This window comes from Streptomyces sp. GQ60, from assembly GCF_059758875.1.
Genome location: NZ_JCAXEG010000007.1, coordinates 1 through 21,799, shown reverse-complemented (window position 1 = coordinate 21,799; position 21,799 = coordinate 1). Strand labels below are relative to the sequence as shown.

15 protein-coding genes and 2 tRNA genes are annotated in these 21,799 nt (G+C 73.7%); 9 read left to right on the top strand and 8 right to left on the bottom strand.

All coding sequences use genetic code 11. The features are described 5' to 3' along the window. Positions 1–40: 40 nt before the first annotated feature. Positions 41–113 (top strand) — tRNA-Lys (locus tag AC6CKD_RS18820). Positions 114–250: 137 nt separating this feature from the next. On the opposite strand, the gene AC6CKD_RS18815 is transcribed toward AC6CKD_RS18820, so the two are convergent. After that, positions 251–1,120: a S41 family peptidase gene (locus AC6CKD_RS18815; RefSeq protein WP_498328627.1), complete on the bottom strand. Its 870-nt coding sequence runs from the start codon at positions 1,118–1,120 to the stop codon at positions 251–253. A 60-nt stretch (positions 1,121–1,180) separates the two neighbouring features. On the opposite strand from AC6CKD_RS18815, the gene AC6CKD_RS18810 reads away from it, so the two are divergent. The 4 genes from AC6CKD_RS18810 (at position 1,181) to AC6CKD_RS18795 (ending at position 4,686) form a co-directional block, all read left to right on the top strand. Continuing rightward, positions 1,181–1,696, top strand: a complete 516-nt coding sequence (locus AC6CKD_RS18810) for a GNAT family N-acetyltransferase (protein WP_498328626.1) — start codon at positions 1,181–1,183, stop codon at positions 1,694–1,696. A 233-nt stretch (positions 1,697–1,929) separates the two neighbouring features. Then, positions 1,930–2,003: transfer RNA gene (locus AC6CKD_RS18805), tRNA-Met, on the top strand. A gap of 154 nt (positions 2,004–2,157) precedes the next feature. After that, positions 2,158–3,339, top strand: coding sequence for a PP2C family protein-serine/threonine phosphatase (locus AC6CKD_RS18800; RefSeq protein ID WP_498328625.1), 1,182 nt, complete (start codon positions 2,158–2,160; stop codon positions 3,337–3,339). A 282-nt stretch (positions 3,340–3,621) separates the two neighbouring features. After that, a complete protein-coding gene (locus AC6CKD_RS18795; RefSeq protein ID WP_498328624.1) occupies positions 3,622–4,686 on the top strand; it encodes a M23 family metallopeptidase in 1,065 nt (354 codons plus the stop codon). On the opposite strand, the gene AC6CKD_RS18790 is transcribed toward AC6CKD_RS18795, so the two are convergent. The 4 genes from AC6CKD_RS18790 to AC6CKD_RS18775 form a co-directional block, all read right to left on the bottom strand. Then, positions 4,637–5,941 carry a PrsW family intramembrane metalloprotease gene (locus tag AC6CKD_RS18790; RefSeq protein WP_498328623.1) on the bottom strand — a complete coding sequence of 435 codons (1,305 nt, stop codon included), beginning with the start codon at positions 5,939–5,941 and terminating at the stop codon, positions 4,637–4,639. The two genes, AC6CKD_RS18795 and AC6CKD_RS18790, sit on opposite strands and share 50 nt — an antisense overlap. Positions 5,942–5,984: 43 nt before the next feature. Further along, positions 5,985–6,740 (bottom strand): tRNA (guanosine(46)-N7)-methyltransferase TrmB, encoded by a 756-nt coding sequence (gene trmB / locus AC6CKD_RS18785; protein ID WP_498328930.1) that lies wholly within the window; start codon positions 6,738–6,740, stop codon positions 5,985–5,987. A gap of 196 nt (positions 6,741–6,936) precedes the next feature. Then, positions 6,937–8,136, bottom strand: a complete 1,200-nt coding sequence (gene lhgD / locus AC6CKD_RS18780; RefSeq protein WP_498328929.1) for an L-2-hydroxyglutarate dehydrogenase — start codon at positions 8,134–8,136, stop codon at positions 6,937–6,939. Positions 8,137–8,217: 81 nt separating this feature from the next. Then, complete coding sequence (locus AC6CKD_RS18775) at positions 8,218–9,768, bottom strand: NsdA family TPR-like regulatory protein (protein ID WP_498328622.1); 1,551 nt, start codon at positions 9,766–9,768, stop codon at positions 8,218–8,220. A 647-nt stretch (positions 9,769–10,415) separates the two neighbouring features. Here AC6CKD_RS18775 and AC6CKD_RS18770 point away from each other — a divergent pair. After that, positions 10,416–12,761 (top strand): asparagine synthase-related protein, encoded by a 2,346-nt coding sequence (locus AC6CKD_RS18770; protein ID WP_498328621.1) that lies wholly within the window; start codon positions 10,416–10,418, stop codon positions 12,759–12,761. Between the two features lie 58 nt (positions 12,762–12,819). On the opposite strand, the gene AC6CKD_RS18765 is transcribed toward AC6CKD_RS18770, so the two are convergent. Beyond that, positions 12,820–14,787, bottom strand: coding sequence for a sigma-70 family RNA polymerase sigma factor (locus AC6CKD_RS18765; RefSeq protein ID WP_498328620.1), 1,968 nt, complete (start codon positions 14,785–14,787; stop codon positions 12,820–12,822). A 200-nt stretch (positions 14,788–14,987) separates the two neighbouring features. Continuing rightward, positions 14,988–15,788: a TetR/AcrR family transcriptional regulator gene (locus AC6CKD_RS18760; protein WP_498328619.1), complete on the bottom strand. Its 801-nt coding sequence runs from the start codon at positions 15,786–15,788 to the stop codon at positions 14,988–14,990. 346 nt (positions 15,789–16,134) lie between these two features. Between AC6CKD_RS18760 and AC6CKD_RS18755 the strand changes: the two genes are divergently transcribed. Then, positions 16,135–17,526, top strand: coding sequence for an NAD(P)/FAD-dependent oxidoreductase (locus tag AC6CKD_RS18755; RefSeq protein WP_498328618.1), 1,392 nt, complete (start codon positions 16,135–16,137; stop codon positions 17,524–17,526). A gap of 147 nt (positions 17,527–17,673) precedes the next feature. Beyond that, positions 17,674–19,509, top strand: a complete 1,836-nt coding sequence (locus tag AC6CKD_RS18750) for an ATP-binding SpoIIE family protein phosphatase (protein WP_498328928.1) — start codon at positions 17,674–17,676, stop codon at positions 19,507–19,509. A 74-nt stretch (positions 19,510–19,583) separates the two neighbouring features. Here the strand turns inward: AC6CKD_RS18750 and AC6CKD_RS18745 are convergent, their stop codons facing one another. Beyond that, on the bottom strand, positions 19,584–20,870 hold the full coding sequence (locus tag AC6CKD_RS18745; RefSeq protein WP_498328617.1) for an MFS transporter: 1,287 nt from the start codon (positions 20,868–20,870) through the stop codon (positions 19,584–19,586). 111 nt (positions 20,871–20,981) lie between these two features. Here AC6CKD_RS18745 and AC6CKD_RS18740 point away from each other — a divergent pair, with 111 nt between their 5' ends. Further along, positions 20,982–21,518, top strand: a complete 537-nt coding sequence (locus AC6CKD_RS18740) for a MarR family winged helix-turn-helix transcriptional regulator (protein WP_327253600.1) — start codon at positions 20,982–20,984, stop codon at positions 21,516–21,518. Positions 21,519–21,799: the final 281 nt, after the last annotated feature.

Sequence of the window (21,799 nt, the reverse complement as noted above, 5' to 3'; positions counted from 1 at the left end):
TCCGGCGCTCTGCGGCTATGCTCTGGGGTGAGCACGCCGAGGGCCATTAGCTCAATTGGCAGAGCAGCGGACTTTTAATCCGTTGGTTGTCGGTTCGAGTCCGACATGGCCTACTGCTCCCCGGGCCGAGGGAAAGCCTCTGACCTGGTACTTAGGGACCACCTACCGACGTTGGTAGGTGGTCCCTAAGTCGTTCCCGGGCCCGTGCGCGAGTGATGCGCGAGCGATGCGCGTGCGTCCCCAAGCCCCGCTACGGCCTCGTAGGTGTGAGGCCGTTGAGCCAGCGGGCTGCGGCTTCGAGTGTCCGGTCCTGGCCGTTGCCGAGGCTGCGGGTGTCGTCCGGGACCGCTTCGTCGGGCGGGAGGGGGCCGTTGTGGATCCGGCCGGTGCGATCGGCCTCACGGGCCTGTGTCAGGAGGATGAGCGCGCCGTCCGGGAGGGGGTGGGAGTCGTTTCCCGTGGGGACGCCGCGGGTTGCCTGGCCGAAGCTCCGGGGGTCGGGGCGGCCGCGGAAGGCGATGGCCACGGCTTCGGCCGCGCTCGCGGTCCGGCCGTTCGTGAGCACCGCCACCGCCGGAGCGGCACGGGCCGGCGGGGCGGCGGGGCCCCAGGTGGCGAGGTACTGGCGCGGCGTGCCGTTCTCGATCATCCACGGCGTCCGTTTTCCGTCGGCCTCCACGAACGCTCCGACGTCCCCGTCACCGAGGAGGGGCCCCACCGCGGCGAGCCGTCCCCACATGTCCCCGCCCGTGTTGCCGCGCAGGTCCACGATCCACCCTCCGGCCCCTTGTGCGTCGGTCTCCGCGACGGCCTTCCGGGCCTGCTGCACGTAGGCCGCGGCGGCGCGGTCCGACGACACCGCGGGCAGGGACAGGTAGCCGATGGAACCGGTGAGCATCCTTGCCTCCGGCAGCGCGGAGGTGCCGGGTGCCGGGCTCAGCGCCTGCTCGGCTTCCCGGGGGGTCATGAAGTGGCTGTGGCGGTCCCCGAGGGCCCGCAAGGCCTGCCTGACGGCCCCGTACGTATCGGCGGGTGCCTGGGCGCTTCCCGCGCGGGCGAAGGCCTCCCGGCGTACGGTCGGCCAGTCGATGTCCGCCGTGAAGAGCGAGTTGCTCTCCATGGCCTTGCGCGGCCGAAATCCGGGTGCGGTACGCGGGGTGCGGTTGGTATTCCCTGGAGCATGGAACCGCTGCGCACCCGACGCCTCGTCCTCCTCCCGCTCGATGCGGCCCGGGCCCGGCGCCTCGCCGCCGGACTGCCGGGCCCGGAGGACCGCCGGGCCGAGGGGTATCCGGACGCCGGGGACCGGGCCGGGGCCGAGCGGTACCTGCGGGTACTGGCCGACACGGGGGACCCCGCACCGTACGGGGCGTTCGAGATCCAACGCCGCTCCGACGGACCGCTGATCGGCGGCGCGGGGTTCCACGGCCCCGCTGACGAGGATGGCCGGGTGACCGTCGGTTACGGGCTGGCCCCCGCCGTACGCGGTCGGGGCTACGCCGCCGAGGCCCTGCGGGCGCTGCTGGAGCACGCCCGCACTCACGGCGCGCTCTCGGTGGCGGGCGACACCGACCGGGAGAACACGGCCTCGCAGCACGTGATGACGGCCGCCGGCATGCTCCCCGTCGGTGAGGACGCGCGGCTGGTGTACTACGCGGTGAGCTGGACGCGGACGCCGACAGTCGACGGCACGTGAGCGCCTGCGGCTCACAACGCCCCGCCCGGTCCGCCGGGTGGGGCGTTTCCGCGTCCTGAGGGGGAGTCAGAGGGGCGGTCGGGCGCGTGCGGCCCGGACCCGCCCACGGAGGCCGATCGCCCCCAGCTGGCCGGTTTTACGGCTCTGACCTGCGGTGATGTGCTGTTCCGGAGTGGCTCGGGCGTTAATTGGCGGGGGGCTCCCCCCGGATGGCGTAGAGTTGGGTTTACCGACGCGGGGTGGAGCAGCTCGGTAGCTCGCTGGGCTCATAACCCAGAGGTCGTAGGTTCAAATCCTGCCCCCGCTACTCAGTACGAAGGCCCGGTCCCCTTGGGGGACCGGGCCTTCGTCGTGTGCGCGGTGCGCGTCCCGTCACTCGAACGGTCCCGCCCGGGTCGCCGTACGGGCCCTGCTGCCCCCAGCCTTGGGGGGCGAGGCGGACCGGGCGGCAGGAGAGCAGCGTGGTGGGGCTGGGCCGGCAGGGCAGGGGCGAGCGCGTCTTCGGCGCGGTCGCCGGCAGCGCCGTGGTCCGCCGGATCGTCAAGATGCTCCCGGGCACCCTGATCGCCCTCGGCTTCCTCTTCGACCTGCTGACCCCGCCCAGCTTCACCGGCTCCCCCTTCTTCTCAGCCGCCCCGCTCATCGCTGCCCCGCTGTTCACGCTCCGGGCCACCGTCCTCACCGGGGTCGTGGCCACCTTCGCCGTGGCCGTGCTGCACGTCTACTACGGCACCACCTTCAAGGTGGAGGCCATGACCGAGCTGGTCACCGTCCTGACCGTCTCCGGGCTGGCCACGCTGATCAACATCGTCGTGCGGCGCGGTACGGAGCAGCTCGCCTCCGCGCGCGGCATCGCCGAGGCCGCCCAGCGCGCCGTGCTGCCGACGCCCGCCGAGCGGATCGCGGGCCTCCAGGTCTCCGCCTCGTACGAGGCCGCGCAGGCGGACGCGTTCATCGGCGGCGACCTCTACGCCGTGCAGGACACCCCGTACGGGGTGCGCCTCGCGGTGGGCGACGTACGGGGGAAGGGGCTCGGGGCCGTCGAGGCGGTGGCCGTGGTGCTCGGGGCGTTCCGGGAGGCGGCCGAGAGCGAGCCCACGCTGGAGGGGGTGGCCCGGCGGCTGGAGCGGGCGCTGGCCCGGGAGGGGAACCGGCGCGACAGCCTCGACGCGGTGGAGGGGTTCACGACGTGCGTGCTCGGCGAGATCCCGCCGGGTGCGGGCCTGCTGCGGCTCGTCAACCGCGGCCACCCCGAGCCGCTGCTGCTGTACGCGAACGGCGGCCTCGCGGAGCTGGCGCCCGCCGAGCCGGCGCTGCCCCTCGGCATGGGGGAGCTGGGCGGCTGGCCGGACCACGCGCAGGCGTGGCCCTTCCCGGAGGGCGCGACGCTGCTCCTGTACACGGACGGGCTGACCGAGGCCCGGGACGGGACGGGGGCCTTCTACGATCCGGCGGCCCTGCTGCGCGGGCGCGTCTTCCCCGGACCCGACGAGCTGCTGGGCGCGCTCGCCACCGATGTCCGCCGCCACACGGGCGGCGCGACGACGGACGACATGGCCCTGCTGGCGGTGACCAGGCCGGGTGTGCGGCAGCCGAACCGGCGGCGGACCGTGCGGGTGATCCCGAAACGGGACGGAGCGTGACCGGAGAGGTGCGTTCGGCAAGCTATCTGACGGACCATCAATGTGAAGATGTGGCGCGAGAGGTGGGAGAGGTGGCCGTTTTTTGCCCGGGTTGATCACCGAGTGTGGTGAGAAGTCCAGGCCAGAGCTGTACGGGTGGTGGCTGATTGTCGTGAACGATCAATCGCAACTGCTTGGAATCACTCCCCTTTCTCTATTACCGTTCGATAACGCAGAGCGGTCGTCCCAGCCGTCGCAAGAGACGGCACCGTGCGCGTGCTCGCCCATGAGGAGTGTGCCCCGGTGGCCTCCAACTCGCCTGCCCCTGAAGGCATCGACGTCCAGGAGCAGCCCACCGCCGGAGCCTGGGGCGAGTGGAACCCGACCGAGGACTCGGCCCGGCCGCCCCGCGGCAAGCACCGCGTGCTCAAGCAGCGCGGGGGACTGGCCCGTTCCTCCACCGTCCTCGGCGTCGGCGTGATCGCCGCCGTCGGCGCGGGCGGCATCGCCACCGCGCAGGACCGGCCCCAGGTCGCCATATCCCTGCCGTCGCTGCCCTCCCTCCCGGAGGCCCTCGGCGGCGCGGACCAGGACTCCGCCGACGGGGACGCCGTCGCCGCGCGGTCCGCGGAGCCGGCCCGGTCGGGGATCATCCCGCAGCAGGCCGACCGCCGATCCGACGCGGGCGAGCTGCTGCGCAGCCGCATCCTCCAGCAGGCCGAGTCCCAGCAGGAGGCCGCCGCGGCCCAGGAGCGGGCGGAGGCCGAGCGGGTGGCGCAGGAGACCGCGGCGCAGCAGGCCCGCGATGCCCAGGCGGCGAAGGAAGCGGCCGAGAAGGCCGCGGCGGAGGCGGCCGAGAAGGCCGCGGCGGAGGCGGCCGAGAAGGCCGCGGCCGAGGAAGCACGCCAGGCGCTGGCGGCCAAGGAGGCCGCCGAGGCCAAGGCCAAGGCGGAGAGCGCCGCCCGGTCGGCCGGATCCTTCTTCCTGCCCACCTCGGCCTACACCCTCACCTCGCACTACGGCGCCTCCGGCTCGATGTGGTCCTCCGGCCAGCACACCGGCCTCGACTTCGCCGCCCCGACCGGCACCCCCGTCAAGGCGGTCGGCGCCGGCAAGATCACCTCGGCCGGCTGGTCCGGGGCGTACGGCTACCGCATCGTGCTGGAGCTCCCCGACGGCACCGAGATCTGGTACTGCCACCTGTCCTCGATGTCGGTGACCGGCGGCTCCGTCGCCGGGGGCGACACCATCGGCCGGGTCGGCGCGACCGGCAACGTCACCGGCCCCCACCTCCACCTCGAAGTGCGCAAGGGCGGCGTCACGGTGGACCCGCTGTCATGGCTGAAGGCACGGGGCCTGAACGTCTAGGACCCGGTACGAGGCCCAGGGCCGGCCCGTCGAGGGGGCCCAGGGGATCGAACCAGGGCGGGAGCAACTCCTCCAGCACCGCGGCCCGGGACAGCGCCGGGCCCGCCGTCGCGCGGCGCAGCCACAGCCGGCGCAGCAACTCCCGCTCCCGCCCGGTGAAATCCGGCTCCCGGGCCGCGCCTGCGCCGCGCGCGCGGTGGCGTAGCAGAGCCAGGGCCGCGGCATCGGCTTCGTACAGGGCGACCGCCCGTCCCGCGGGCCGGCCCCCCGTGCTCCGGGCCAGCGCGCGGGCCAGGGAGCGCGCGGGCATCGACACCAGCGCGGGCACCTCGGCGGGGCTCAGCCAGCCGGCGGCCGCGTACACGGCGAGCTCCCCGGCGACCGCCCGCAGTCGGCGGCGCCGTATCCACACGGCCAGCCAGGCCAGCAGCCCGAACGCCGGGACCATCACACAGCCGTAGACCACGTAGAACCCGGACTCGCCCAGGTCCGAGGAGCTGTTCCACAGGGCGTGCAGCCCCATCGCCGAGGCCAGACCGAGCAGGGGCAGGCCGATCCGGCGCGTACGGCGCACCGCGAGCGCGGCGGCGCCGAAGCCGAGACCGGTGGCCACGGTGAACAGCGGATGGGCGAACGGGGACATGACGCCCCGGACGAAGAACGTCGCCGCGGTCACGGAGTCCAGCACGCCGGTGCCGTTCGCGACGTCCTCGTCGAAGGCGTTGCCGAAGTAGAGGATGTTCTCGGTGAAGGCGAAGCCGGTGGCGGTGAAACCGGCCATCACGAAACCGTCGGACGGGCCGGTGAACTGGCGTCTCCCGAACAGGAACACCAGCAGCAGGGCGGCCGCCTTGGCGCTCTCCTCGACCACCGGAGCGATCGCCACCGAGCCGAGCCGGTCGGCACCGGAGGGATCGGCGGTGGCCGCGGCTATCCACTCGGTCGCGAAACTGTTGGCCAGTATGGCGATCAGCGCCGCGGCGCACGCCCCCCAGCCGAAGCAGAACGCCAACTGCGCCCACGGATGCGGTACGGCCCGCCCCACCCAGCGGAACGTGGCCAGGAGCGGCGCCACCGGCACCAGGGCCAGGCCCAGACCGACGAAGAAGCCGGGCGTGCCGGTCTGTTCGCGTACGAGTTCCAGGATGGCGACGCCGCAGACGCCGAGCAGCACGACGAGTACGTAGGTCCGCACGGCGCCGGGGGTACGCGGCACGCGGCGCAGCAGCCGCAACGGCCGGGTCGCTCGGGGCACGTGATGACTCTACCGAGCGGACCAGATACGCGGAGTGATGTGCTCAGTTCTGGGCGTTACCCGTGCGCCGGAACAGCAGATCGTGTACGACGTGTCCCTTGTCGAGGCCCTGGCCCTCGAAGCGGGTGAGCGGCCGGAAGTCGGGCCGGGGCGCGTAACCGCCGTCGGCCTGGGTGTTCTCGAACTCCGGCTGGGCCGTCAGGACTTCGAGCATCTGCTCGGCGTACGGCTCCCAGTCGGTCGCGCAGTGCAGGATCGCCCCGGGCGCCATGCGGGTGGCGGCCAGCGCGAGGAACTCGGGCTGGATCAGGCGCCGCTTGTGGTGGCGGGCCTTGGGCCACGGGTCCGGGAAGTACACGCGGAGCCCGGCGAGGGAGGCCGGGGGCAGCATCTCGCGGAGCAGGATGATGGCGTCCCCGTTCGCGACGCGCACGTTGGTCATCCCGCCGCGTTCGGCGAGGGCGAGCAGATTCCCCTGCCCGGGGGTGTGCACGTCGGCGGCGAGGATCCCGGTCCCCGGGTCGGCGGCGGCCATCTGCGCGGTGGCCTCGCCCATGCCGAAGCCGATCTCCAGGACGACGGGGAGCCCGTCGAACATCTTCTCGAGGTCGATCACGTGGTGCCCGTCGATGTCGAGCCCCCAGGTCCCCCAGAGCCGCTTCAGGGCTTCACCCTGCCCGGTGGTCACCCGGCTGCGCCGGGGCTGGAAGCTCCGGATCCGCCGCTCGTGGTGCGACCCGGCCGGATCGGGGGCGGGCCCGTCGGGGAACCGCGGCTCGGTACGCCACTTCGGGGGCACGTAGCTGGAGGTCGCCTCCGGCGCGGGCTCGGCGGCGGGATTCTGGGGACTCAGAGACTCAGACACAATCCCCGGATTCTACGCGCGCCCACCCCCGCCCACGGAGCGGCGCCGTCGCGGGGGGCCACCCGGCGGACCCGCGCAGCGGTGATCCCGGCGCCGGCCGGCCGGCGGGGCCGAGGCCGACCCTGCAGGGCTACGCGCTGCGCAGCGCCGTGAGCGCGCGCCCGGCGATCTCCCGCCCGATCGGCAGCGAAGCGGTGGCCGCGGGCGACGGCGCGTTCAGCACGTGCACCGCCCGCTCCCCCTCCCGGATCAGGAAGTCGTCCACCAGCGTCCCGTCCCGCAGCACGGCCTGTGCCCGCACCCCGGCCGCCGCGGGCACCAGGTCCTCCCCGCGCACCGCCGGCAGCAGCCTCCGTACGGCCTCGACGAACGCCGCCTTCGACAGGGACCGCCGCACCTCGCCCGCCCCGTACCGCCAGTGCCGCGCGGCCATCCGCCAGGATCCCGGCCAGGCCAGCTCGTCCGCGAGGTCGCGCGGCCGCACCACGCCCCAGCCGTACCCCTCGCGCGCCAGCGCCGGCACCGCGTTCGGCCCGACGTGGACCCCGCCCCCGATGCCCCGGGTCAGATGGACGCCGAGGAAGGGGAACGCCGGGTCCGGCACCGGATAGACCAGCCCGCGCACCAGCTCGGGCCGGACCAAGTCGTAGTACTCGCCCCGGAACGGCAGGATCCGCATCCCCGGGTCGTCCCCGGCCAGCCGCGCGATCCGGTCGCACTGCAACCCGGCGCAGTTCACGAGCACCCGCGCGCGCACGACCAGTCCGTCGCTCGTCCGCACCGCCACGCCCGACGGCCGCCGCGAGATCAGGTCCACCGCCCCGCCGTAGACGATCTCCGCGCCCGAGGACTCCGCGAGCTGCTGCGCGACCCGCCCGTAGTCCACGATCCCGGTGGTCCCGACGTGGATCGCGGCGAGCCCGCGCACCTCGGGCTCGTACTCCGAGATCTGCGTCGGCCCCAGCTCCCGCACCGGGATGCCGTTCTCCCGGCCCCGCTGCACGAGCGCGTGCAGCCGCGGCAGCTCGGCCCGCCCGGTGGCGACGATGAGCTTGCCCGTCACCTCGTGCGGGATGCCGTGCTCCGCGCAGAACTTGACCATCTCGGCCGCACCGCGCACCGCGAAGCGCGCCTTGAGCGAGCCCGGCTTGTAGTAGATCCCGCTGTGGATCACACCGCTGTTGCGGCCCGTCTGGTGCCGGGCGGGGCCGTCCTCCTTCTCCAGGACGACCACCCGGGCCCCCGGAGCGAGCCCCGCGAGGGCATGCGCCGTCGACAGGCCGACGATCCCGCCGCCGATCACCAGCACATCGCAGTCCAGCCTGCCCATGCCGCCCACGCCGCCGCCCACACTGACACCTCCCACCCCTGCATAGTGCACCCCGCCACTGACAAGGGGGCCACGCGGGGCCTATGCCGGGGTTACCAGCAGAGGCCTGGCCCGCTCGCGCAGTTCGGCGACGCGCGGTTCGTCCCCGTACGGCTCCAGCCTGTGCAGGAGGTCCCGTACGTACTCCGTCGTCCGCGCCGACGTGATCCGCCCCGCGACCTCCACCGCCCGGGTCCCCGCCGCGCACGCCGCGTCGAGGTTCCCGGACTCCAGCTCGGCCACCGCGCTCACGACGAGCCGCAGCCCGTGTGATCGTACGTACTCCTCCGTCGGCCGGGACAGTGCCTGTTCCGTGAAACGCCTTACCTGGCGCGGGAGTTTGAGGTCGCGGTAGCACTCGGCCGCGTCCGCCGCGAAGCGGTCGTACGAGTAGAAGCCCAGCCAGGTCGGATCGGCGTCGCCGTCCCGGGCCCGTTCCAGCCAGCCCTCGGAGGCCCGCAGCGCGGCCCCGGCGGCCGCCGAATCGCCCGCCTTGGCGTGCGCCCGGGCCTCGACGAGGCGGAAGAAGCTCATCGTCCGCGCGGTGGCCAGGCCCCGGTTGCGCTCGACGGCGGCCTGCGCGAGGTCCACGCCCTCGTCCGGGAAGTCCCGGTAGGTGGCCTGCAGGGACATCGACGCCAGCACGTATCCGCCGAGCGGTACGTCGGCCGCGGCGCGGGCCAGGCGCAGCGCCTGGATGTAGTAGCGCTGGGCGGCTTCCTGCTGCCCGGTGTCGAAGGCCATCCAGCCGGCCAGCCGCGTCAGTTCGGCGGTGGCGCCGAAGAGCGCGCGGCCCACCTCGTCGGTGTAGGAGCCGAGCAGCAGCGGCGCCGCGTCCACCCGCAGGCATTCGGGGACCATCGAGGAACGCCAGTCGCCGCCCCCGTACTTGGAGTCCCAGCGGCGGGCGTCCTCGGCGGCCTCGCGCAGCTTGGTCACATCGCTGTGGCCCACGCGCTGCGGGCCCCCCGGGTCGGGTGCGGCGGGAGCGGGCGGCGGCGGAGTTTCGCGCGAAGGCTGGGCGGGCACACCCCCGACATGGGCGCCTGCACGGGCGCCGGGCGGTGCCGGAAGGCCTTCCGGCGGGGCCGCGCCCGGCACCGGTTCGCGTGCCACCGGTTCGCGTGCCACCGAGCTGTCGGCGGGAGATATCAGCCAGCGTGAGGCCGGCGTCGCGTACGCCGACACGGAGAAGGAACCGGCGAGCGACTGCCAGATTCCGCCACCCCCGCGCCGGCCGGCGAGGTCGAGCCGGTAGAGGTCGGTGGCCGAGCGCACGGCCGCGCCGACGTCGCGCGGGAAGGACAGCCCCACCTCGGGCGCCGGATCCGCGTCCGCGAGACCGATCTCGTGCAGCGGCACGGGCCGGCCGAGCTTCGCGCCGATGGCGGCCGCGATCAGGTGCGGGGCGGCGCCCTGCGGCACCATGCCCTTCGACACCCACCGGGCCACCGACGTCTTGTCGTAGCGGAGGGTCAGACCGCGCTGAGCGCCGAGGTCGTTGACCCGTCGGGCCAGCCCGGCGTTGCTGATGCCCGCGAGGGCGAGGACGGCGCCGAGCTTCTCATTGGGCTCGCGGAGCTCCCTGGACATGCGCCACCCCTCGTCACACGCGGAACGTTGACGCCGCCGGGGCATAGGCGCCCGGCATTTCGTAAACCCAGCGTAGTTCCCCGCCTCCCAAGCGTTAAGGCCTCTTGTTCCGTATGGCGGGATTGTTGTCCGTATGCACAGTCCGGCAGGGTCCCGGGGCCGGGGCGCACGTGTCAGCACGTGCTCCACCCGTGTGGCCGTGCGCCCGCCCGTGCGCTCTGGCCGCTGCGGGGGCCCGGCGATTCGATGTGCGGTGCGTGGGTCGGCCCGTCGCGTGGACCGGGCGGGCCGGGGGACGCCGCTGCCTCAATCCCCGCGGGTGGCGGAACGGTCCGGGGGGTGGATCCCGCCCTCCGGACCGCGCTCCGCGGGGCGGGGCCGGGCGACGGAGCCGCGGGGCTGCCGGCAGAGCTCTCAGTACGGCCGAAGAATGGCCGAAACCGACCTATGGGGCGGTCGGAACGGAACGCCAAATACCGCATGGTCGGGGCGTGTTCGTTTATACGTGCGCCCCCCTTAGCCACTCCCGCACGCCTGTCTCGTGGCAGCATGGACCCCGAGCCACCCGGGGTCCCTCCGGCCGCGCGCTGAGCGCCGGCCGCGCGGTTCGCACCCCGGTCAGGTGCCCACGGGCTGGGGAGGCGGCGGTGCGCTGGTTGGTGGGGTGGAGCAGTATCGCCGCGAGCTTCGGCACGGCCGGACGGGTCGCGGGGCACGGCGCTGCGCGAGGCTCCGACCAGGGCGCCTACGGGGCGGGCTACGGGTCCGGCGCAAGCTACGGCTCCGGTTCCGGTGCGGGCTACGGATCGGCCTCGGGGTACGGCTCCGGGAACGGCCACGGCGCCGGGAACGGCTCAGGGAACGGCTCCGGTTCCGGCCCCGGCGGCTGGGCCGACGGCCCCGTCCGCGGCGGGCTCGCCGACGCCGGCCACCCCGACGAACCCGGTGCCGCCCACGCCGACCGCACCGTGGTCCCCGTCGGCGCCCAACTCCTCTGGGGCGATCCCGACCCCCTGTGGGCCGTCGGGGACTGGCGCCCGGACGAGATCCGCACCCTCACCGCCGATCCCGCTGACCCCTTCACCCGCCTCGCCGTCTTCGGCTGCTGCGGCGCCACCGACGAGGAACTGCGCCGCGCCCTCTACGCCGCCCGCGGCGGTGCTCTGCGCCACCTCACCCAGTGGCCCGGCAGCTACACCGCCGTCGTCCAGGCCGGCCGCCGCATCACCGTGGTCGGCGACCTGGCCGGTGCGCGGCCCGTGTTCTACACGCCCTGGGCGAGCGGGACCGCGTACGCCACCGCCGCCCTCCCGCTCGCAGACCTGATCGAGGCGCAGCTCGACATCGGCCATCTCGCCGCCCTATTGGCTTGTCCCGACAGCCCGGAGGCGCTGGGCGACGGCACACCGTACGTCGGCGTACGCCGTATCCCGCCCGGCCACGCGCTGATCCTGCGCGAGGGCTCGCGGGAGATCACCGGGTACGAGCAGGTGGCCTCCCTCGCGGTGGCCGCCGCCGCGGTCGACCCCGACCTCGCGGTGGAGGGCGTACGGGAAGCGTTGGTCGACGCGGTGCGCGCCCGGCTCACGGCTCCGCGGCATGCTCCCGAGACGCTGCCCTACGACCCCGGGCCCGTCCCCGGAATGGGCCCGGCCGACCGGCGGGCCGCGCGCGGCGCCCCCGCGCCCGTCCCCGGAGTCGGCGCGGACCTCTCCGGAGGCAGCGCCTCCGCGACCCTCGCCCTGCTCGCGGCCGGCCTCCCGGGCGCACCGGGCGCCCTGCTCGGCCGCACCGGGGAACGCCTCCTCGCCGTCACCTTCAACGACCTGGCCACCCCCCGGGGCCGCGAACCCGAACTGGAACGCGCCCACGCCATCGCGGCCGACCCCCGCCTGCACCACGTGGTCGTGGCCGCCGCCGAGGAGGCCCTCCCCTACGCCGACCTCGACGGGCCGCTGACCGACGAACCGGGCCCCTCCCTGGTCTTCGCCGCCCGCGAGCGGCGCCGCCTGGCGGCCGGCTCGGCCGACCACTTCACCGGCCACGGGGCCCGCCAGGTCCTCGACGCCCACCCCGCCCGGCTCGCCGACCTCCTGCTCGACCGGCGCCGACGCCACCTGCTCCGCCCCACGCTGGCCCTGGCCCGCTCGTCCCCGTCTCCCGGCGACTCGCCCTTCGTCCCCTTCTTCGTACCCATGACCGTGTACGCGGCGGCCCGACGCCTGGCCCGTACGCCGTACCGCGCCGGCATGGAGGCGGCGGCGGCCCGCCTCCGCGACGGGGTCGCGGCCGCGGGACCCTCCTCCCCGGTGGACGCCTCGCTCGCCGCCCTGACCTGGTCCCGGCCGGGCCCCGCGGCGGCCTGGCTGACGGGCGAGGCCCTGGCCGAGGTGGCGATCCGCCTCACCGCCGCCGCGGGCCGCCCTCCCCTCTCGCTGCGCCCCGGGGAGGCCCGGGCCCGCGCCGTCCTGGCCCGGCACGCCGCCGACCACCGGGTCTTCGAGCAGGCCGTCGAGGTCCGCAGCCAGCGCCTGCACGCCCCGTTCCTGGACAACCAGGTCGTACGGGCCGCCCGGGCCCTGCCCGAATCCCTGCGCGTGCAACCCGGCGCCAGGGCGGCGGTGCTGCGCGGGGTCCTGTCCTCGGCCGGGGTCCGCGACCTCCCTCCGGGGTGGGGCGCCACGGCCCACGCCCCCAACGAATCGGCGACCCGCCTGGGGCTGCGCGCTGCCCTCCCGCACCTCCTGACCCTCTTCACGTCCCCGCTCCTGGCGGACGCGGGCCTGATCGAAGCCCGGGTCGTCCGTCAGGCCCTGCTGGACGCGGCGGACGGCCGCCCGGTCCCGCTCGACGGCGTCGCCGAACTCGTCTCGATGGAACTGTGGCTGGGCCGCCTCCTGGCCCGCCGGGGCACCTGCTGGACCGGCACCTCCACCCCCCGCCGCAGAGCGGTGCCCACGGGGGTCCCCCTGCGGCGCCCGGCCCTGTCCTGACCGGTGGCCCTGGCCCTGGTTCGGGGGGCCCCGGCCGGCGGCGCGGCCACCTCAGCCCTCAGCGGCAGCTGATGACGGAGTCGGCCCAGGTCGCCAGCGTCGGCAGACGGCCGCCCCCGGCGCGCTCCACGACCAGGCGCAGCGTCTTGTGCCCGGAGAGGGAGACGGACACGTTCGCCGCCGGGTCCTCGTAGCCCAGGGCCCGGGACTGCCACAGCCGCTGCCCGTCCGCGTACACGGAGAAGCGGACCGTGCCGTTCGTGAGCAGCGACATGCCGTCCACACCGGCCCGCGCCGAGAAGGCGGCGCAACTCCGGTTGAGGGTGATCTCCACGGAGGAACGCGAGTTGACGGTGATCCCGTGCGAGAAGCGCTGCCCGCCGATCACCGGCCCCCAGCGCTGCCACACCCAGCTGCTCCGCCAGGTCTCGATCTCGGGGCCGTCGTGGTTCCCGTACGCGGACTGGCCCAGCGAGGAGAGCCGGAACCCTTGCGGGGCCTGCGGCGCGGGCTTGGGAGGCGTCGGCCTGGGGGGCGGTACGGGACTCGGCGTGGGGCTCGGCTTCGGACTCGGGGCCCGGCTGGGACCCGGAGCGGGCGAGGACCGCTCCGGGCTCCGCGAGGGAGACGGCGCGGCCGGCGCGACGGTCACCGGCGGCGTCTGCTTCTTCGGGGGCGGTACGGATGCTCGTGGCGCCGACGGCTGCGCCTGCGACGGGCCGGGCTCCGGCGCGGCGGGGGCCGGACTCCGGGGCACCGGCACGGCCACGCCCGGCGCCGGGTTCGCGCGGACGGTCGGAGCGGCGTCGTCACCGGCCAGCGCGAAAACCACCCCGGCGGCCGCGGCCACCACGACCCCGGCGGCGATGGCCGCCTTGGCCGGCAGCCCCAGCCCCTCCGAAGCCACGGCTCCGCCGACCCCACCGGCCCCGCCACCACCAGCGGCCCCACCCGCGGCCCCGGCTCCACCCGCGGCGGCCCCGGCCCCGGCTCCGGCTGTGGACCCGCCCGCGGCTGCGGCAGCCGCCCCGGCGCCACCCGCGGCGACGGCCCCGCCGGCCACCACTCCGGCGGCCTTGGCCGCGTACCCGGCGGCGAACCACCCGATGACGGCGACCGGCAGCAGCGCGGGGATGCCCGCGTTGACGTCCTTGAGCTCCCCGGCGGCGAGCCGGCACCGGGCGCACTCCTCGAGGTGCTTGCGCAGCCCCCGCTCGGCCCGCATCCGCAGACCCCCGCGGGCATAGGCTCCCAGCCGGTCGGCGTACCGGGCGCAGTCCCCGCCGGAACTCAGCGCGGTGCTCACATGGGCCTGGAGGTACGCCTGCTTGAGGCCCTCGCGGGCGCGGCTGGCCAGTACCGCGGTGGCGTTCGCGCTCAGCCCGAAGAGCGGGGCGATCGCGCTCGGCGACGCCTCCTCGACGGTGGTGTGCCAGAGCACGGCCTGCCACCGCTCGGGCAGGCTCCGGAAGGCCTGCATCGCGAGGGTCTGCTCGGCCTCGTGCATGGCCCGCACGTCGGCGCCGAGTTCGAGGGTGTCGTCCCCGCTCAGCCCGACCGCGCCGTCGCCGAACACGGAGGCCTGCTCCGCGAACAGCGCGAAGTCCTCGACCAGATGCTCCCGCTTCGCCGTCTTCGCCCAGGCGGCGGCGACCCGGCGCACGGTGGTCAGCAGATAGGCGCGCACCGACTGGTCCGGACCCGCCCCGCCCCGTACGGCCTGGAGGGTACGCGCGAACACCTCGGCCGTCAGATCGTCGGCGGTGTGCCCGTCGCGGCAGCAGGTGCGGGCGTAGCGGCGCACGGCATCGGAGTGGCGGCGGAACAGTTCCTCGTAGGCACCGTCGTCACCTCCGCGCATGCGGGCGATCAAGTCCCCGTCGGAAGGCGGGAGTTCCCCGCTCACCCCGGCGGCGTGCCGGCCGCCCGGTTCGCGCTGCGCCGGGACCTGTCGTGCCGGCAGGCTGCCCGCCCCGACCTCGCCGCCGGCGCCACCGTGTGGCTCGTCCCGCCCGTCAACGCTCATCGCGGAAGCCCTCGCACGACACACTCAACCGGTACACCGATCCAGCGTGTCACACGGCGGGCACGCGCCGAACCGGTCTCCACACCTTCCACTCATCCGGGCAAGCCCCGGCGAATCGCCGTACGGAGCCTCACCCGTTCGAGCGAGAGCCCCCAGGAAGGAGCCGGTTGACGCCCGCCACCAGAACGAGCCGTCCCGCCCTACGCCGTCCGGGACCGCAGCCCTTCGAGCAGGATGTCGAGCAGCCGCGCGGAAGCCGCAGCCTGCTGCGCCGCGTCGGGCAGCGCGGGCGCGGCCGTCGCGATCACCAGCAGCACATCGGCCACCGTGACGTCGGTGCGCAGCGCACCGGCCTCCCGGGCCCGGTCGACGAGGCGGCCGACGACCTCCAGCAGCTCGCCCGCGCCCGCGTCCTCCGACGGCTCGTCCTCCAGGCCGGTCCGCGCGGAACCGACGACGCGCAGGTCGGGCGCACCGCCGGCCGCGACGACCTGACGCTGGTGCGGAACCCGCGCGGCCTCGCCGTCCGCCCCGTCGGCCCCGTCCTCACCGGGCCCGCCGACCCGCAGCACCTGCGGAGGCAGCAGCCGCCCGGCGCCGGAGGCCACGGAGGTGCGCAGGAAGCGCGACAGCGCCTGCCACGGCTCCTCCTCCTGGCCGAGAGCGGTACGGGCCTGCTCGGTCAGCCGCGAGGTCTCCTCCTCGGCTATCCGCCGGACCAGGACGTCCTTGCTCGGGAACCGCCGGTAGACGGTGCCGACACCGACCCGTGCGCGCCGCGCGACGTCCTCCATCGGAGCCCCGTAGCCGAGCTCGCCGAAGACTTCGCGGGCTGCGCGAAGTACGTGTTCCAGGTTGCGCTGTGCGTCGACGCGCAGCGGCGTGGAGCGCCCCACGCCGTGTGTGGTGGCGCCGCCGGCCATCAGCCGCCCGTGGCTGTCGGTCGCGGAAGCGGCCGACGACAGAGCGGTGGCAGAAGCATGGAAATCGGAAATGTGCATATGTATCCCCCGGTAATCAATTGTCTCCCCCCGGAGACACTCCCCGCCTTCATGTCGAGGGGGGCCACGGTCATGAGGGCCCTGGTCCTACTCCTCGACGAGTTACGAACATAGTTGAGCCAGAGTCAATTCAGAAGAGGCAGCCCCGGACGGACCACCGCCCGATCGGAGCATTCACGCCCAATTTTCCGTTCGAAGCCTCCGGAATCACTCATTCCGTACCCTCTGACCTGCGTAGCTTCCCTTCCAACCGCACCCCCCCGACACCCTCGCCCCGCCGTCCCCTCCGGTCACACAATTTGTCGGGGCTGTGGACAAACTCCCGGCCACGTTGCGTCATGGGACGGTGAAGGCTGCTAACTCCCGGGGCACGGCCCCCGGTACCGTGCCCCGTACGCGGATCCTCATCGTCGGCGGTGGCTACGTAGGCATGTACACGGCGCTCCGGCTCCAGCGAAAGCTGAGAGCCGACGAGGCCGAGGTCACGGTGGTCACTCCTGAGCCCTACATGACGTACCAGCCCTTCCTCCCCGAAGCGGCCGCCGGCTCCATTTCGCCGCGCCACGTCGTGGTCCCGCTGCGCCGCGTCCTGCCGAAATGCCGCATCGTCATCGGCGAGGCCCGGCACATCGACCACGCCGCCCGGACCGCGACCGTCACCACCCTCGCCACCGACGAGGAGGGCGGAGGCCCCGTAGAGATCGAGTACGACGAACTGGTCCTCGCCCCCGGCTCCGTCTCGCGCACGCTCCCCATTCCGGGACTCGCCGAGTACGCCATCGGATTCAAGACCGTCGAAGAGGCCATCGGCCTGCGCAACCACGTCATCGAACAGATGGACATCGCCTCCTCCACCCGCGATCCCGCCCTGCGCGACGCCGCCCTCACCTTCGTCTTCGTCGGCGGCGGCTACGCCGGCGTCGAGGCACTCGGCGAGCTCGAGGACATGGCCCGCTACGCCGCCCGCTACTACCACAACGTCAAGCCCGAGGACATGAAGTGGGTGCTGGTCGAGGCCAGCGACCGGATCCTCCCCGAGGTCGGCCCCGACATGGGCACGTACACGATCCGCGAACTGCGCCGCCGCGGCATCGACCTGCGGCTGGGGACCCGGCTCGAATCCTGTGAGAACCGGATCGCCGTCCTCAGCGACGGCGCCCGCTTCCCCACCCGCACCGTCGTATGGACCGCCGGCGTCAAACCGCACCCGATCCTCGCCGCCAGCGACCTGCCCAAGAACGAGCGCGGCCGCCTCGCCTGCACCTCCTTCCTCACCGTCGAAGGCGTCGAACACGCCTGGGCCGCCGGGGACGCCGCCTCCGTACCCGACATCACCGCCCCGGAGAAGGGCGTCGCCTGCGCCCCCAACGCCCAGCACGCCGTCCGCCAGGCCAAGGTCCTCGCCGACAACCTCGTATCGTCCCTGCGCGGCGGACTCCTCACCGAGTACGCCCACAAGTACGCGGGATCCGTGGCCTCCCTCGGACTCCACAAGGGCGTCGCGCACGTCTACGGCCGCAAGCTCAAGGGCTACCCGGCCTGGCTCATGCACCGCGCCTACCACCTCAGCCGCGTCCCCACCCTGAACCGCAAGACGCGCGTGCTCGCCGAGTGGACGCTCTCCGGCCTCTTCAAGCGTGAGATCGTCTCGCTGGGATCCCTCGAACACCCCAGAGCAGAATTCGAACTCGCGGCGGGCGGAGGCCCCAAGGACCCTCCGAAGAAGACCGAAGGCTGATGCTGTCAGTCCCGTCGGCCACACTGGACGTGTGACCATAGGTGGGCTCACACCTGCACAGAGTGACATCAGCGTGACATCCGAGTGCCACCCGATCGCCACCGAGTGACACAGCGACCACGAGCGACACCACGAGGCTTGAACGCAGTGAACTTCACGCGCTGGAGCGCCCGGTTTCCCGGAACGCAGCGTCGCGCCGCCGCCCGCTCCGAACATGCCGCCGCCCAGGCCAAACGGGGCGAGGGCTCGGTCCCGGCCGCCCGCGGCGCCGCCGGCCATTCTGCGACCGGGCCGGACGGCTGCCCCGCCGACCCCACGGTCCGCGGCACCGGTTCCGCCCCCGCCACCGGATGCGCCACGGCCGCGGCCGACGGTACGGGGGCCCCCGCGCCCTCCCTCGACGAGCTCTCCGTACGGGACGTCCTCGACCGCCTCCCGGCCCTCGTCGCCCTCGTGCACGGCCCCGAGCACCGCGTCGCCTATGTCAACGACGCCTACACCGCCGGCTTCGGCACCCGAGCCCCCGGCGCCCCCGCGCACCTCGCCCTCCCCGAGCTCGGCGAGCTCGGCCTGCTCCCGCTCCTCGACCAGGTCCAGCGCAGCGGCAAGCCCCGTACGGCCAAGAACCGCAGCGCGCCCGGCGGCACCAGCTCGTACACGGTCACCTGCACCCCGATCGAGTTCCCCAAGACCAAGGCCGACGCCGACGGATCGCACGCCCAGGCCCCGGCGAACGCCCACACCGGCACCGGCGGATCCGAAGGCGAAGCGGAAGCCCACACCGGCACCGGCGTCCTGATCCACCTCGCCGACGTCACCGACCACGCCGAAGCCGCCGAACGGCTGCGCGCCAGCGAGCGCCGCCAGCGCGAGGCCGCCGTCACCCTCCAGCGCTCCCTCCTCCCCCAGGAGCTCGAACAGCCCGACGACCTGCGCGTCGCCGCCACCTACCAGCCCGGCGGCACCGAAGCCGCCGTCGGCGGCGACTGGTACGACGTCATCACCCTCGGCGCCGGCCGCACCGCCCTCGTCATCGGCGACGTCATGGGCCGGGGCGTCCGCGCCGCCGCCGTCATGGGCCAGCTCCGCACCGCCGTCCGCGCGTACGCCCGCCTCGACCTCCCGCCGCACGAGGTCCTGCAGCTCCTCGACGGACTGGCCGCCGAGATCGACGCCAGCCAGATCGCCACCTGCGTCTACGCCGTCCACGACCCCAACGAGGGCCTCCTCGCGTACGCCTCCGCCGGCCACCTTCCGATCCTCGTCCGCGACGAGGACGGCACCGTCCGCCGCGCCGCCGACCCCACCGGCCCGCCGCTCGGCACCGGCGGCTGGCTGCACACCTCGGGCACCATCGCGCTGGGCCCCGGCTCCACCGCCGTCCTCTATACGGACGGCCTGGTCGAGCGCCGCGGCGAGGACATCGACGAGGGCGTCGCCGCCCTGGAGCGCGCCCTCTCCGGCGCCCAGGGCACCCCCGCCGTCATCTGCGACCGCCTGATGCGCGCCCTCGGGGTCGACGCCGACCACGACGACGACGTCGCCGTGATGGTCCTCCAGCAGCCCGCCCGCACCGGCGCCGACGCCGAGCTCTTCCACAACGCGGCCCTGGAACTCCTCGGAGGCATCGAGGCCGCCCCCCGCGCCCGAGCCTTCGCCCAGGGCGTCCTGGCCTCCTGGCGCTTCCCGGTCGAGCTGTGCGACCTCGGAGTCCTCGCGGCCAGCGAACTCGTCGCGAACTCCCTCCAGCACGGCACCCCGCCGATGCGCCTGCGCCTGCGCCGCACCGACCGCCGGCTGATCATCGAAGTCACCGACGGGGACGACCACCTCCCGCGCCGCCGCCGCGCCGAACCGGCCGACGAGACGGGCCGCGGGATCTCCATCGTCGCCACCATCGCCTCGGCCTGGGGCTCCCGCCGCACCCCGGGCGGCGGCAAGGCCGTCTGGTGCGAGTTCGCCCTCCCCGACAAGGCCCCGTAGCGCACACGAAGAAGGCCCCGGTCCACCGGACCGGGGCCTTCTCTGTGTCTCGTACCCGTCTCGTACCACTGCGCCTACGCGGGCACGGGCTCGGCGTCCTTCACCCGCTTGACCACGACGGTGCTCCCGGCCAGCGACGGATTGTCCTGCACGGGCGTCAGCTGCTTGCCGAGCCGCAGCGCCAGCCCGGCGATGCCGAGCGAGACCATGACGAAGATGCCGATGTAGAGCATGGGCACACCCGCGGCCAGCGGCACACCGAGCGGCCCGAGCGCCAGAGCGAGCTGCTTGACCAGTGCGAAGGCCGAGTTGTACTGGCCCACGGACCCCTCCGGCGCCAGGTCGGCCACCAGCGGCGCCAGCGTCGGCGACAGCATGGCCTCGCCGATGCCGAAGAGCGCGTACGTGGTCACGAACGCGGCGGCGGCCATGACCGCGCTGCCGTGCCCCAGCCCGGAGAAGGCGGCGATGATCCACGCCACGGTCCAGAGCAGACCGACCAGCGCGATCACGCGGGACCGGCGGTGGTTCTCCACCAGCCGCAGCACGACGAACTGCGCCAGCACGATCGCACCGGTGTTGGCGGCGAGCGCGAACCCCAGCGTGGACGGCGAGATCCCGGCGGCCTCGGTACCGAAGGCGGCAAGACCCGACTCGAACTGTCCGTAACAGGCGAAGAACAGAACAAAACCGAGGATGCAGAACTGCACCATCGCCTTGTGCTCCATCAGCCGCTTCCAGCCGCTGCCCGCCTGGGCGGCGTCCTTGGCCAGCGCCGTGCTGATGGCCGGCACCTGCGGCATGCGCACGGTGGCGATGACCCCGGCCAGCACCAGGAACATCACGGCCTCGATGCTGAAGAGCAGGGTGAAGCTGCCGGGACGGCTCTCGTCGACGATCAGGCCGCCGATCAGACCACCGATGCCCAGACCCAGGTTCTGCATGAAGAACTGGAGGGCGAAGGCACGCGTCCTGGTGGACGGGGTGGAGCACCGCACGATCATCGTGGCCAGCGCGGGCTGCATGACGGCCTGGCCGGCACCCAGCGCGAGCGCGGAGAGCAGGATCGCGACCACGCCCGTGGAGAGCCCGAGCGACAGCGCGCCGAACGAGGCGACGACGGCCGCACCGATGACGACGGGGACCGGACCGCGCCGGTCGATCACCCGCCCGGTGAAGGGCAGCGCGAGAAGCGCACCGAGGGCGAACGCCATGAACGTTCCCGTCGCCCACATGGGGTCCAGCTCTCGCACCTTCGCCGCGTAGACGTAGAGGAACGGAACCGTGAAGCCGATACCGAACGCGGTCAACGCGTTCCCGGCCTGGATCCGCCGCATCGCAGCGCCCATCACCCTGGTCACTTCTCACCACCTTGATTGCTGAAGCTTGAAGACTTCATACCTAAAGTTCGATGCTTAACACTACACACCGAAGGAGTTAGACGCCAACGGGCTCATGCCATACTTCGGACCATGGGTGACACCCCCGACGGCACTGCGCCCGTCCACGAGCCGAGCCTCGACGAACAGATCGCCGTCTATCAGCGCGAGTTCCAGGACCTCGACCCCCAGGTCGAGAAGGTCGTCTCGGCCCTCAGCCGCCTGAACCGCCGCATGAACGTCGCCTACGGCCGCCAGACGGCGGCCCTGGGCATCAGCAACGCGGAGTGGGAGGTCCTCAAGGCCCTCGTCCTCTCCGGAGCCCCGTACCGGATGGGTCCGAGCGAGCTCGCGAAGCAGCTGGGCCTCACGCCGGCGGCGATGACCCACCGGATCGACCGCATGACCGCGGAAGCACTGGTCACGCGCGAGCGGGACGAGAACAACCGCGTCCGCGTGATCGTGGAGCTCACCGCGGAAGGCCGGAGCAAGTGGCTGGACGCGATGCGCGCGGCGACGGTCTTCGAGGAGGACCTCCTCCAGGACCTCTCCACCGCGGAGCGAGGGGTGCTGGGCGACATGCTCACCCGCCTCCTGGACCGCGTAGAGGACCTCCAGTCCCCGCACTGACCGCCTAGTGGCCCGGCGTCAACCCCCGGGTTTGACACGGGCCCGACGGATCCGTAAGGTTCTTCGAGTTGTCCCTGAGCCGAAAGGTTTCGGAGGCGACGAATCCCGCCGCCTCGTTGCGGCACCCAACTCAGCACGATCTCCCACTGGGAACGCATTCGGCATGCCCGAATTCATTCCTGAAGGTCGATTATGAATCGCCCGGGAAATCCACTAGAGTTCTGGGAGTCGGAAGGGCCCAACAGCCCGGAAGGCAAAACCCGCTGACTGGGAGTCAGGCC